We start from the raw sequence: 13,151 nt of genomic DNA, 5'->3' as shown, positions 1-13,151 counted from the left end.
TACAAACAAACAGGAACCGCTCTTCAGAGAAAGAAGAAGCGGTTCTTTTTTTGCTTTTTAGAGTTGTTTCATCCTTGCTGTCAGAGGGAAACCTAAGGCTTAACGACAGAGTGACTTGTTTTTTTTGTTTTTAATCATGTATAATGATGTCAAGTGACTGGGTGCGGTATTTTTTTGAAATTGAAAGCGACATCGTTTCGAGATGTGGCTTTGCGGTGAAAAGGGAAGGAACGGCTAAGAAGGAATCATTTCAAATCCAACTTGTTGGAGAAGGGGAATTGCTTCGAGGAACTTCTTCCAAATATCGTGAATAAAGGTGTTCTTTTGCATACATGCCTATGTATTGGTTTGTAATGTGGAGATTACTTTTTTAACTTACAATAAATAAAATAATAAGGTACGACGTCCAACTACCATAGGAGGTTCAGATTCATTTGTCTAAGAAAAATAATAACGATAAACTGATGATTTTTGCACTGGGCGGCGTAGGCGAGATTGGTAAAAATATGTACGTCATCCAATACGCTAACGACATTGTAGTCGTAGATGCTGGTCTTAAATTCCCTGAAGAAGATATGCTTGGAATTGACATTGTCATTCCTGACATTTCGTACTTGACTGAGAACCGTGACAAAGTAAGAGGAATTATTTTGACTCACGGTCACGAAGATCATATCGGTGGATTACCGTATGTTCTGAAACACCTTAACGTTCCTGTATATGGAACCAAGCTTACACTCGGACTGGTTGAAAACAAACTGAAAGAAGCCAATTTGCTGGGTGAAACAAAACGCATTCTGATTGACGCTGATTCCGAGATCCAACTTGGATCGGTATTGAAAGCAACATTCTTTGCTACTAACCATAGTATTCCGGATTCCGTTGGTGTATGTGTTGAAACTCCAGAAGGTGCTGTAGTTCATACAGGTGACTTCAAATTCGACCACACACCAGTCAATGGTCAATATGCAGATCTTCAGCGTATGGCACAGATCGGTACAAATGGCGTTCTCGCACTTTTGTCTGACAGTACCAATGCTGAGAAACCAGGCTTCACGCCTTCTGAGAAAAATGTTGGGATCGTTTTGGAAGATATCTTCCGTAAAGCGAGCCAGCGTGTAGTTGTAGCTACTTTTGCTTCCAACGTACACCGGATTCAACAGGTCATTAATGCAGCAGATGTGACTGGCCGCAAAGTGGCTGTTATTGGACGCAGCATGGTGAATGTTGTAGGTATTGCTTCGGATCTGGGTTATCTGGAAATTCCGGACGGTATGATCATTGAACCTGAAGAAGTAGGTAAAATGGCTGCAGACCGTGTTGTTATTCTTTGCACAGGAAGTCAAGGCGAGCCAATGTCTGCATTGACTCGGATGGCTCGTTCTACTCACCGTAAAGTAGACATTCTTCCTGGTGACACAGTTATTATCGCAGCAACACCGGTACCGGGTAATGAGAAGTATGTAGGCCGTACCATTGATGAATTGTTCCGTCTCGGAGCTAATGTTCATTACAGTGGTGCGAACAGCGGTGTACACGTATCTGGACACGGTAGCCAGGAAGAGCTCAAGCTGATGCTTAACCTGATGAAACCTAAGTTCTTCCTGCCAATTCACGGGGAATTCCGTATGCAGCGCCGTCACGCAGTTCTTGCTGAATCTGTAGGTATCGATCCTGACAACATCTTCATCACGGATATCGGTGAAGTGGTTGAGATTCAAGGTGGAGCAGCTCGCAAGGCTGGTAAAGTTACTGCAGGTAACGTACTGATCGACGGATTGGGTGTAGGCGACGTTGGTAACATCGTATTGCGCGATCGCAAACTGTTATCCCAGGATGGAATTCTTGTCGTTGTAGTAACCCTCAGCAAACAAGATGGTAAAATTGTATCCGGTCCGGATATCATTTCCCGCGGATTTGTATACGTACGGGAATCCGAAGGATTGCTTGACGAAGCCAACCGTATTGTCAGCAGCACACTGCAAAAGTTGATGAGTGAGAATGTAAACGAATGGGCTTCACTCAAAACCAATGTAAAAGATGCACTGGGACGCTTCCTGTATGAGCAAACTCGTCGCAGACCGATGATTTTGCCAATTATCATGGAAGTTTAAAATAAACTAAAATCATATATTCAGGCACACAGTCGCCCCTGATCTACGAGTAATATTGGACGGTTCCTCGTAGATCAGGGGCTTTTTTTGCTTTTTACGAATTGGCGTGGACGATGTAAGGGATTTTTGGCAGGTCTTCGGGTATAAGTAGGCTGGAAAATTCCCCATACTAAGGAATACATTAAAATGGTTATGGGGAAGGGGATTAACATAATGAGTGAGTATATAAACGGCAAGCAGACATCCAAGTCGAATCAACCCGAGACGGAGACACCCAACATGCCTGCCCAGGAGGACAAAGGCCTCGCTCCCGTTACAGAGGCAATCCAGCAGTTCGGACAGACTCAGTCACCTGCAGGGGAGTCCAATATTTTTTGTATGACGATTATTGGACAGGTTGAAGGTCACTTGATTCTGCCCCCGCAAAACAAAACAACCAAGTACGAGCATATTATTCCGCAGTTGGTTGCTGCAGAACAGAATCCCCGGATTGAAGGTATCCTGATCATTCTGAACACCGTGGGAGGAGACGTGGAGGCAGGTTTGGCGATCGCTGAGATGATAGCTTCTCTGAGCAAGCCTACCGTTACCGTTGTTATTGGCGGAGGACATAGCATAGGAGTTCCAATCGCAGTGGCTTCCACATATTCATTAATTGCCGGAAGTGCAACAATGACGATTCATCCCATCCGTATGAACGGACTTGTTATTGGTGTCCCTCAAACATTTGAATACATGGAGAAAATGCAGGAACGGGTTGTTCGCTTTGTCACCACACATTCGAATATCTCAGAGGATATGTTCAAAGAACTCATGTTTAAAACAGGGGAATTGAACCGGGATATTGGTACGGCTGTTGGGAGTGCTGATGCAGTCAAATACGGATTAATGGATGCGGTTGGCGGCATTGGTCAAGCCATTGCCCAGTTGAACAAGCTCATGGGAGACAAGAGACAGACTCTGCACGCAGGAGGACTTACACAATGACCATGTATACTGTAATGCCACCGGAGCATCTCTGGTCGGGGATGTGGAATGAAGGGGAAGATACGCGTGAAGTCAAGATTAATGGTTTATTGATGCAGATCAGACCGGTTAGTGATAGTGAAGCGGTTATTGTGCGTTTGCTTGACTGCCCGCTTGAAGCGTATCTTGATCCCGCCAATATGCCTGGCTCTAAAGTTCCTCTTTCAGGTAACGCGGGACCAACATAACACGACGAAAAAAGACAAATAGGGCAAGAAAAGAACATATGTACGGATTATATTTGTATGGTATAATATTCTTCTGGGGGTGACCTGATTTTGGCCAGAAGAAAAAAGAAGAAGAAAAAAGGCGCTGCGTTCAGCGGCGTTTTAAAATATGAGATTTACGGGATTGTGCTCATTACCCTTGCGGTTATCGCTTTATCTGGAGAAGCAACCGTAGGGCGTTCACTATCCAAAATGTTCGGATTAATGCTCGGAAAATTCTATTTTGCCATTCCGCTGGTTGGGATCTACTACGGATTGATGGTTATGATACACCGAAAGTGGCCGAGCGGGTGGACAACTCGCAAGACAGGGCTTGTCCTTCTGGTGTTTGCGTTAACCTTGATGAGTACCGTATCTGCAATGCATCAGAAGCTTATCCCTGTTGGAGCTCTCGAGCCTGGAGCGGTTATTACACAAGTACATAACGATATGCAGACCGAACTGCTTCAACCCGCGCCTGGTGAACGTGATTCCATGTTAAATAAGGACATAAGTGGCGGCTACATTGGGGCTGCTCAATTTGCTCTGTTCCTGTGGCTGTTCGGCAGTCTAGGTGCCCGTTTGATTATGATCGTGATGTTTATTATTAGTTTTATGCTGATTACGAATCTGTCCTATGTCGATCTGGTACGCATTTTCAGAACCAAGGTATGGGATGCCGGCAGTTCGATCTACAAAAAGCTGGAGTCCAGACCGTCAGCGCGTTCTGCTGCAACATCCTCGGGGAAAAAAGGTGGAGCTGCTCGTAAAGTGGTTCCTATTCCCGCGGATATCGAAGATGATGAAGAGGACGACTTGGAAGAGATGCAGCTTCCCAAACGAAAAGCGCCCATTTTCTTTCAATTGTTTGGTAAGTGGGGTGCGGATCGGGAGAAGATAAAATCTGACCGAGAGATGGAGCAAGAGCAGCCAACGGCAGCGGAGCAGGTGTTATATCGAGCAGAGCCGGATCATTTTGCTGAATCCTGGAATGAAGAGCCGTCATTTGTCTCAGATGTTCCCTCTCCTGTTGGAGGGGCTGCTCCACAGAAAACCAGTTCAGCTCCAATTATCCGTGATTTCTTCGAACATGTCAGAGCAGAGGATCATGTCAAGGATGATGATCTGGACGATGCGTATCCATTCCCTGAGGACATTTCAGACTCCAGCCAAGGAGACGACATTCCGATCAAGGTTAGTGATGAACTGGTGGATGGAGCCGGTTGGCCTATAAACGAGGCCGGTACTGATCACCTGAGTGAGATGGAGAATAGCCTGGAAGGACAACCTGGGTTAAACGATACATCTTCGGGGATGGACAGTGGAAGTGCCGAGGGACAGGATATGGAGCCCATTAAACCGCCTCCTCCACCTCCGAAGCCGTACAAGCTTCCTTCGTTCCGCCTGCTTGCGAAGCCAAACAACGGCGGCAAGGGCGGGGACCAAAAAGATTATATGCAGACTGCCCGTAAGCTTGAAGCCACACTAGAAAGCTTCGGTGTGCGGGCAAAAGTGCTTGAAGTGGTTAGAGGACCAGCGGTTACGCGATATGAAATTCAACCGGATATTGGTGTGAAAGTTAGCCGAATTGTAAGTTTGACTGATGATATCGCACTGGCATTAGCTGCCAAGGATATCCGGATGGAAGCACCGATTCCTGGTAAGTCAGCGATCGGTATCGAGGTGCCTAACGGTGAAGTTTCAGTTGTAACGATGCGTGAGGTTATGGAAACATCCACGTTCCAGGATGCAGAATCCAAAGTGACTATTGCATTTGGACGGGACATTTCTGGTCAGACCATCATCGGCAACCTCGCCCGTATGCCCCATTTGCTTGTTGCGGGTGCTACAGGTTCTGGTAAATCGGTATGTATTAACGGGATTATCACCAGTATTCTATACAAAGCCAAGCCGGATGAAGTGAAATTTCTGATGGTCGACCCGAAAATGGTTGAGCTTAATGTATACAATGGCATTCCTCATCTGATGGCTCCGGTAGTGACGGATCCCAAGAGAGCTTCGCTTGCCCTCAAAAAAATTGTGGTGGAGATGGAGAAGAGATATGAGCTGTTCTCCAAATCGGGTACACGGAATGTCGAAGGTTACAACAACCTGATGAAGGACAATCCGGCAGCTGTATTGCCATACATCGTTGTTATTGTGGACGAGCTTGCGGATCTGATGATGGTTGCTGCAGGGGATGTAGAAGATGCCATTGCGCGTCTTGCCCAAATGGCACGTGCTGCGGGGATTCATCTCATTATTGCTACGCAGCGGCCTTCCGTTGATGTCATTACTGGTGTCATCAAAGCGAATATCCCTTCCCGGATCGCATTCGGTGTGTCTTCACAGGTGGACTCCCGGACGATCTTAGATATGGGGGGAGCAGAGAAACTGCTGGGCCGTGGCGATATGCTCTTCATGCCAATGGGAGCTTCCAAGCCAGTACGTGTGCAGGGAGCTTTTATGAGTGATGAAGAAGTTGAGAATATTGTTAATTATGTGCGTGGCCAAGGTGAAGCACAGTATGATGAATCCATTGTGCCTGAAGTCGATGATTCCGTTCAAGCGGCAGATGAAGTACAGGATGAACTGTACGAGCAGGCTGTGCAAATTATATTGGAAGCGAAGCAAGCTTCCGTATCCTTGCTTCAGCGGCGAATGAGAGTGGGTTATACCCGCGCTGCACGTCTGATTGACTCTATGGAGGCTCGTGGCGTTATTGGCCCGTATGAGGGCAGTAAGCCTAGGGAGGTTTTAATCTCGCTGGAACAATATCAACAAAATAAAATAAGTTCTTAAGCAGAATCGAGTATATGTATCTGTGCAGACCCCAACGATAAGTTGGGGGCTTTTTTGTTGTTGATGGGCGTTGAAGTTTTGCCATGTTGTCCAATGATCGGGTGATTTGGTGCATAGGAAGCAAGCAGGCTTGTCATAATAACGTTAGCGATTCTGTTAATCCCACAAGAGAAAGGTAGAGCACAGTCGATGCGAAAAATGAACATATGGCTTTTCACTGCGATCTTGCTGATGTCTGCATTGGGAATTCGTTATTTGCTCCCGGATCATTCGGCAACCCAAGAATCCAAACCAAATATCTCCCAAGTGGAAGAGAAGACGCTGCCCACCTTCAGTAGCAACACCGTGCAGTATGGAAGCTATGGGCAGGATGTATACGAACTCCAAGGCAGACTGAAGTACTTAGGTTTTTACAATGGTAAAATCGACAGTAACTTTGGCAGCAGCACGCTAAAATCCGTAAAGTGGTTTCAATCTGAATTCGGCATGAAGGCGGATGGTGTGGTTGGCGCTAAAACTAAGCTGAAGTTGTACAATGCCACCAAACAATGGTCCCCGACCGAGCCGCCACTGCACAAAGAATCATCAGGCCAGGGTGAGGACAAAAACAACAATGCGGATAAAGAGCAGGATAATATGGGTTCCGCAAACTCCATGGGCTTATCTGAGAATGAAATTAAGATTATGGCCAACGCGGTATATGGAGAATCCCGGGGAGAACCTTTTGAAGGTCAGGTTGCTGTAGCAGCAGTCATATTGAATCGCGTAAAATCACCGAGTTTTCCAAATACACCATCCGGTGTCATTTTCCAGCCAGGTGCATTTACTGCCGTAGCTGATGGGCAGATCTATCTGGAACCCAATGCTCAGGCACGTAAAGCAGTTGAGCAGGCAATGAATGGCTGGGACCCATCAGGCGGTTGCCTGTATTACTTTAATCCCAAGACGGCCACTTCCAAATGGATCTGGACCCGTCCTCAGGTGAAAACAATCGGTCAGCATATCTTTTGTATGTGATGATGTTGGAAGCAACCAGAAGAGGTGTCTTCGGTTGCTTCTTGCCTTTTGCATGGGTTAAAATGGTTGTTGCACTTGAGAGTTACCGAGATCATGCATAACAAATGACGCCGTAAAGGGGTTTTGACATTTGAATACATCAGGATTTGAACGGGGCAGCCAAAAGGAGTTTCGTATCCATGTAATGCCCACTAAACGTTTCAAGACTTTTGCTATCTCGTTGTATGCAGGAGTCCCGCTGCAAGAGGAAACGGTCACCAAAGTAGCGCTTACGCCATTTGTGCTTCGTCGTGGAACCCAGTCTTATCCTGAAACAACGGAGTTTCGTGAGCAATTGGAACATTTGTATGGGGCTGGTTTCGGGTTTGACGTATACAAGCGCGGAGATTACCAGATCGTGCAATTCCGGATGGACACGATTAATGATTCCTTTGTAGGCGGGGATGAACAGCTTCTGGATCGTTCCTTTGCGTTTTTGGGAGAGGTACTTACTCGGCCGGCTCTGGAAGATGGGCATTTCCGGACAGCCTATGTGCAGTCAGAACGTGAGACTGTCCGCAAACAGCTGGAGTCTGTTGTAAATGATAAAATGCGTTATGCGGCAGAGCGCAGTATCGAGGAAATGTGTAAAAACGAGCCGTATCGCCTGCATCCATTAGGGAAACGTCAGGATTTGCCGGGAATTGAACCCGATGCCTTAACTACCGCTTATCAGACGTGGCTGCAGCAGGCAAGTATGGATCTGTATGTAGTAGGCGACACGACCCTCGAAGAAGTAGAAAGTCTAGTTCAAAAACACTTTGATGTAAATCGTGCACATTCCTCTAATTATGTGACAAACCAGGCCGTCCGTGGTGACAAAGAAGTGGAGACGGTCGTTGAACGACTAAATGTTAACCAAGGCAAACTAAATATGGGACTTCGCACCTCCATTACGTATGGAGACCCGCAATATGCAGCAGCATTAATGTACAACGGCATTCTTGGAGGGTATCCGCATTCCAAATTGTTCGTTAATGTTCGTGAAAAGGAGAGTCTGGCGTACTATGCTTCCTCCCGATATGACGGACATAAAGGCATCGCTACGATTCAATCCGGAATTGAAATTCCCAATTACGAAAAAGCTGTTACGATCATCAAGCAGCAGTTAGATGAAATGAAAAACGGAAACATTAGTGATCTGGAAATGTCTCAGACCAAAGCAATGATCCGCAATTTGCTCAAAGAAATGCAGGATTCTGCTTTTGAGATGATAGCTTATGACTTTAATCGTCAGTTATCAGGCAAAGAGCGGACCGCTGACGAGCTGCTCGCTCAGGTTGAGCAAATCAGCAAAGAAAACGTTCGTGAGGCGGCAGAGCAATTCCGGCTGGACACGATCTACTTCTTGCGGGATGAGAAGGGGGAATAACTGGTGGAGAGCATACATTACGAGCATTTGCAGGAAACGCTGTACCACGAAGTCATGGATAATGGGCTTCATGTCTATGTATTGCCCAAACCCGGATTCCAGAAAACCTTTGCCACGTTTGCAACCAAATACGGCTCTGTAGACAATCATTTTCAGGTGGAAGGTCAGGAAGAAGTGCAGGTTCCCGACGGTATTGCTCATTTTCTGGAACATAAAATGTTTGAGGAGCCGACAGGGGATATTTTTGCTACTTTTGCGTCCAATGGAGCGTCGGCCAATGCTTTTACGAGTTTTGACCAGACCGTTTATTTATTCTCTGCGACAGAACATGTGAATGAAAATATACAAACATTAGTCAACTTTGTGCAAAACCCTTATTTTACGGACCAGAATGTGGACAAGGAAAAAGGTATTATTGCACAAGAAATTAATATGTATGCCGATAATCCGGACTGGCGTGTCTATTTTGGATTGATCGAAGCGATGTACCAAAAACACCCAGTGCATATAGACATTGCGGGAACGGTTGAATCAATCGGCACGATAACCAAAGAAACGCTGTACACGTGTTACAATGCCTTTTATCATCCAAGTAACATGCTTTTATTTGTAGTAGGTGGAGTCGAACCACAAGAAGTCATGGACATGGTTCGTTCGAACCAGGCGGAGAAAAACTACGAACCTCAAGGTGAGATCAAACGGATATTTGAAGAGGAACCTGCTGGGGTCGTGGAAGCCAGACGAGAAGCACGGCTCGCGGTTTCATTGCCGAAGTGTCTGTTTGGCTTTAAGGAAACGGATGTTGGATTCACGGGGGAAAATCTGCTGCGGCGCGATATGACGACCAAGTTAATGCTGGATCTTTTATTCGGCTCCAGCACGGCCCTGTTTCAAAAACTGTATGACGAAGATCTCATCTCGGACAGCTTCGGGCATGAATACATCAGTTCGCCGCAGTATGCGTTTTCTGTCGTCGGTGGTGATACTAAAGACCCGGATCTATTGCTGGCTCGCATACGGGAAGAGGTGGATGCCATTGTTAAGAAGGGATTCGAAGCTTCAGACTTTGAGCGTGCCCGCAAAAAGAAAATCGGGGGATATTTGCGCATGCTTAATTCACCGGAGAATATTGCACATGAATTTACCCGTGAGCAGTTCCGTGGCGGTGATTTTTTCAACATGGTTCCCATATATGAATCAATCACACTGGAGGAAGTAAATCGCAGACTGGAAGAGCATATTCGCTGGGAACAACTGGCTGTATCGCTTGTCGTGAGTCCGTAAAATGGAGAGGGGAACAGGACAAATGAAGCCGATTGGAGACATGACAGTACTTGTTACTGGAGCAAGCGGAGGTATAGGGGCAGCTATTGCAGAACGGTTTGCCATGGTTGGCATGAACGTGGTAATCCACTATATGAAATCCCATGAGGCAGCCAACGAGGCGGCGAGAAGGTGCATGGAAAAGGGCAGCGGCAAAGTAATGACGGTGTCCGCAGATCTTCGCAGCCGGGAACAGATTGAACGTATGCGTGAAAAACTGGAGTCCCATGGATTGATGCCTGACATTCTGGTAAATAACGCAGGTATTTCACATTATGGGTTGTTGTCTGACGTGACTGAAGAAATATGGGATGAAGTGATGGCCATTAACTTGAAAGGCACATTTATGTGTACTCAGATCATGATGCCACACATGATTTCGCAGCGTTATGGACGAATTATTAATGTATCCTCCATCTGGGGATTATCAGGCGCATCTTGTGAGGTGTTATACTCCACCACGAAAGGTGGCGTAAATGCCTTTACGAAAGCTCTTGCGAAAGAGCTTGCGCCTTCAGGTGTTACCGTAAATGCGGTAGCCCCCGGAGCTGTACAAACTTCAATGCTGAATCACCTGGATCAGGATGAACTGAAAATGCTGGAGGAGGAAATTCCAGCCGGGCGACTTGCTCAGCCTGATGAAATTTCGTCACTTGTTTATTTTCTCGCGCTACCGGAATCTGGTTATATTAACGGCCAGATCATTAGCCCTAATGGAGGCTGGCTTACCTGAAGTGTGGCAGTTTGACGGCTCCCGGCTTGCTGGATGATTTATCCTGTATATTAATTGCCCGGTAGGCACATATTACAACTGTTGATTTTAAATCTCATGCGACAGCTAAGGAGGATTTATCATGTCAACAGATAAAACGGTGCTCAGCAGTTTTGACACATGGAAAAAGTTCTTGGGTGATCGCGTACAGCAAGCCGAGAAGATGGGGATGAGTGAAGATACCATCAACAAACTTGCGTATGAGATTGGTGACTTTCTGGATGAGAAAGTGGATCCAGCGAACCATTCCAACCGGGCATTGAAAGAAATATGGGATGTCGGCGATGCCGAAGAGCGTCGTACGATTGCGCGCCTGATGGTCAAACTGGCCAAACAAAACGCATAAGCTGCACCGATGGAAAGCTCCCGCAAGGGGGCTTTTCTCTAATGATTACAGACCTGTTCTTGTAATTCATTTTCTTTTTATATATCATTAACGTGACCCATTTTTAGAAGATGTCTCAGTTCGGTGTCCTTCGGACACGTTCTGTTGCTGTCGAACAATGTGGAATATTGCATTACGGGGTGTTTAAATGGAATCTAAACAATGGTATATGGAATACAAAATACATAAGAACAGACCCGGTTTGTTGGGGGACATTGCCTCCATGCTGGGGATGCTTGAAGTGAATATATTGACCATTAACGGTGTTGAAGGCAAGACAAGGGGAATGCTGCTTGAATCCGATGACGATGAGAAGATTCGTTTGCTGGGTGAGATGCTTGCAAAAGTGAACAGCATTACCGTCTCTGCGCTGCGCCAGCCCAAACTGGTCGACATTTTGGCTGTGCGTCATGGCCGATACATTGACCGCGATTCCGATGATCGCAAAACTTTTCGTTTCACCCGGGATGAACTTGGGTTACTTGTGGACTTTTTGGGTGAAGTATTTAAAAGGGAAGGCAATCAGGTTATCGGCCTGAGGGGCATGCCTCGTGTCGGTAAAACGGAATCAATAATCGCTGGCAGCGTTTGTGCAATGAAACGATGGACGTTTGTTTCGTCTACTTTGCTTCGTCAAACCATAAGGAGCCAGCTCTCCGAGGACGAAATGAACCCAAACAATGTGTTTATCATTGATGGCATTGTAAGTACGATTCGTTCAAGTGAACGGCATTATAATCTGTTGCAGGATATTATGACGATGCCGAGCACCAAAGTCATTGAGCATCCTGATATTTTTGTGCAGGAATCGGAATATGACTATAATGATTTTGATATTATTATTGAACTTCGCAACAGTCCGAATGAGGAAATTATTTATGATACGTTTACGGCCAGCTACACCGACGAACTGTAAGGCTCCGTACGGAATCATGGAATAGATAGCAACAACCAAAGAGAAATGATCAACATAAGGAGGAGATGGCATGTCTGAACTGGGTCAGCAGTTAAGAGAGGCCCGGCTGCAAAAAGGGATGAGTCTCGACGATGTACAGGAAATGACTAAAATTCGCAAGAGGTATCTGGAAGCTATAGAGGCTGGGGACTATAAGGTGCTGCCTGGCAGCTTTTACGTGCGAGCTTTCATTAAAACCTATGCGGAGACGGTGGGACTAAACCCTGATGAGCTGCTGGAGGGACACAAAAAAGATGTACCGGCAGAGGAAACGGAAGCGACGATGGAGCCCGTGATTCAAAAACGTTCGAGTCGGCCAGTAGAGCGCAGTAATCGATGGATGTCTGTAGCGTTAATGTGGACATTTCCGATTCTGATTGTTGCCTTGCTGTACGTGTATGTAGTCATGAACAGAGATGATGCAGATACGCAAGGTGTGGATCAAACCAAAATTACAGACAGTCAGCAAACGCCAAATGACCAACCTGATGAGACGACGGACAACGGGCAAGCGTCCACTCCACCGGATAACGACTCTACAGGTCAAGAAACCGGTCAGGGAGAAGGAGAAGCAGGTGGCAATGGTGGTGGTAACGATGCTGCTGGTGAGACGGATACCGAAGGCCAAACGGATGAACAAACCCCGAATGACGCCGAAGATCAAGAGCCTGCAGATAATGCTGGGGCAGTAACGGTTGCTGAAGATGGTAAATCGGGTAATATTACGAATTTCAAAGTAAATGGAAGTGCAGGTCAACCGGTTAAGGTTACCATTAATGCTTCGGGTCAGAGCTGGCTCGAAGTGTATAAAGGTGAAAATTCAAGCGGAGAAAAACTGCAATTTGGTATGACAGCTGATGGAGACAGTATGTCTTTTGATCTGGATAGTACCGGCTTGTACATTAAGTCTGGATATGCTGCTGCTACGACCATTGAAGTTGGAGGTCAAGTCGTAACGGATGGTAAGGCCACCAACCGGATTCGTCTTCAATTAGGAGATGAAAGTGCAGGCACATCTACCGAAACGAACTCAAGCTCTGTCGAAGGATCCGAAGCAGGAACCGAAGGCTCTGCCACAGGCGGCGAATAAGGGTATTAACTGCGGGAGACAATAAGATTGTCTTCACTTGCAGTTAACTT

General features: G+C 46.3%; 11 protein-coding genes. All 11 read left to right on the top strand.

All coding sequences use genetic code 11. The annotated features are described in order from the left end of the window. Positions 1-434: 434 nt before the first annotated feature. Positions 435-2,114: a ribonuclease J gene (locus tag ABGV42_RS09600; RefSeq protein WP_347381479.1), complete on the top strand. Its 1,680-nt coding sequence runs from the start codon at positions 435-437 to the stop codon at positions 2,112-2,114. Positions 2,115-2,393: 279 nt separating this feature from the next. Then, positions 2,394-3,101, top strand: coding sequence for a ClpP family protease (locus ABGV42_RS09595; RefSeq protein WP_347383191.1), 708 nt, complete (start codon positions 2,394-2,396; stop codon positions 3,099-3,101). Beyond that, positions 3,098-3,328 carry a YlzJ-like family protein gene (locus ABGV42_RS09590; RefSeq protein ID WP_347381478.1) on the top strand — a complete coding sequence of 77 codons (231 nt, stop codon included), beginning with the start codon at positions 3,098-3,100 and terminating at the stop codon, positions 3,326-3,328. The genes ABGV42_RS09595 and ABGV42_RS09590 overlap by 4 nt, the downstream gene beginning before the upstream one ends. A 90-nt stretch (positions 3,329-3,418) precedes the next feature. Further along, positions 3,419-6,148 (top strand): FtsK/SpoIIIE family DNA translocase, encoded by a 2,730-nt coding sequence (locus ABGV42_RS09585; RefSeq protein ID WP_347381477.1) that lies wholly within the window; start codon positions 3,419-3,421, stop codon positions 6,146-6,148. A 189-nt stretch (positions 6,149-6,337) separates the two neighbouring features. Beyond that, positions 6,338-7,165, top strand: coding sequence for a spore cortex-lytic enzyme (gene sleB, locus ABGV42_RS09580; RefSeq protein WP_347381476.1), 828 nt, complete (start codon positions 6,338-6,340; stop codon positions 7,163-7,165). A gap of 130 nt (positions 7,166-7,295) precedes the next feature. Beyond that, positions 7,296-8,576, top strand: coding sequence for an EF-P 5-aminopentanol modification-associated protein YfmF (gene yfmF / locus ABGV42_RS09575; RefSeq protein WP_347381475.1), 1,281 nt, complete (start codon positions 7,296-7,298; stop codon positions 8,574-8,576). A gap of 3 nt (positions 8,577-8,579) precedes the next feature. Further along, a complete protein-coding gene (gene yfmH, locus ABGV42_RS09570; protein WP_347381474.1) occupies positions 8,580-9,860 on the top strand; it encodes an EF-P 5-aminopentanol modification-associated protein YfmH in 1,281 nt (426 codons plus the stop codon). A 22-nt stretch (positions 9,861-9,882) separates the two neighbouring features. Next, positions 9,883-10,632: an elongation factor P 5-aminopentanone reductase gene (gene ymfI / locus ABGV42_RS09565; protein ID WP_431523606.1), complete on the top strand. Its 750-nt coding sequence runs from the start codon at positions 9,883-9,885 to the stop codon at positions 10,630-10,632. Positions 10,633-10,753: 121 nt separating this feature from the next. Continuing rightward, positions 10,754-11,017, top strand: coding sequence for a DUF3243 domain-containing protein (locus ABGV42_RS09560; RefSeq protein ID WP_347381473.1), 264 nt, complete (start codon positions 10,754-10,756; stop codon positions 11,015-11,017). A gap of 187 nt (positions 11,018-11,204) precedes the next feature. Then, positions 11,205-11,972 carry a DUF3388 domain-containing protein gene (locus ABGV42_RS09555; protein WP_347381472.1) on the top strand — a complete coding sequence of 256 codons (768 nt, stop codon included), beginning with the start codon at positions 11,205-11,207 and terminating at the stop codon, positions 11,970-11,972. Between the two features lie 70 nt (positions 11,973-12,042). After that, positions 12,043-13,101 (top strand): RodZ family helix-turn-helix domain-containing protein, encoded by a 1,059-nt coding sequence (locus tag ABGV42_RS09550; protein WP_347381471.1) that lies wholly within the window; start codon positions 12,043-12,045, stop codon positions 13,099-13,101. Positions 13,102-13,151: the final 50 nt, after the last annotated feature.

Origin of the sequence: Paenibacillus pabuli, from assembly GCF_039831995.1 — a bacterium.
Lineage (GTDB): Bacteria > Bacillota > Bacilli > Paenibacillales > Paenibacillaceae > Paenibacillus > Paenibacillus pabuli_C.
Note: the sequence above shows the minus strand (reverse complement) of the source record. Positions and strands in the feature narration are given on the sequence as shown.

Excerpts from the sequence above, each read along its gene's own strand:
- ABGV42_RS09595 (WP_347383191.1), top strand. The coding sequence starts at position 2,394 with ATGCCTGCCCAGGAGGACAAAGGCCTCGCTCCCGTTACAGAGGCAATC.
- ABGV42_RS09590 (WP_347381478.1), top strand. The coding sequence starts at position 3,098 with ATGACCATGTATACTGTAATGCCACCGGAGCATCTCTGGTCGGGGATG.
- sleB (WP_347381476.1), top strand. The coding sequence starts at position 6,338 with ATGCGAAAAATGAACATATGGCTTTTCACTGCGATCTTGCTGATGTCT.
- ymfI (WP_431523606.1), top strand. The coding sequence starts at position 9,883 with ATGAAGCCGATTGGAGACATGACAGTACTTGTTACTGGAGCAAGCGGA.
- ABGV42_RS09560 (WP_347381473.1), top strand. The coding sequence starts at position 10,754 with ATGTCAACAGATAAAACGGTGCTCAGCAGTTTTGACACATGGAAAAAG.
- ABGV42_RS09555 (WP_347381472.1), top strand. The coding sequence starts at position 11,205 with ATGGAATCTAAACAATGGTATATGGAATACAAAATACATAAGAACAGA.
- ABGV42_RS09550 (WP_347381471.1), top strand. The coding sequence starts at position 12,043 with ATGTCTGAACTGGGTCAGCAGTTAAGAGAGGCCCGGCTGCAAAAAGGG.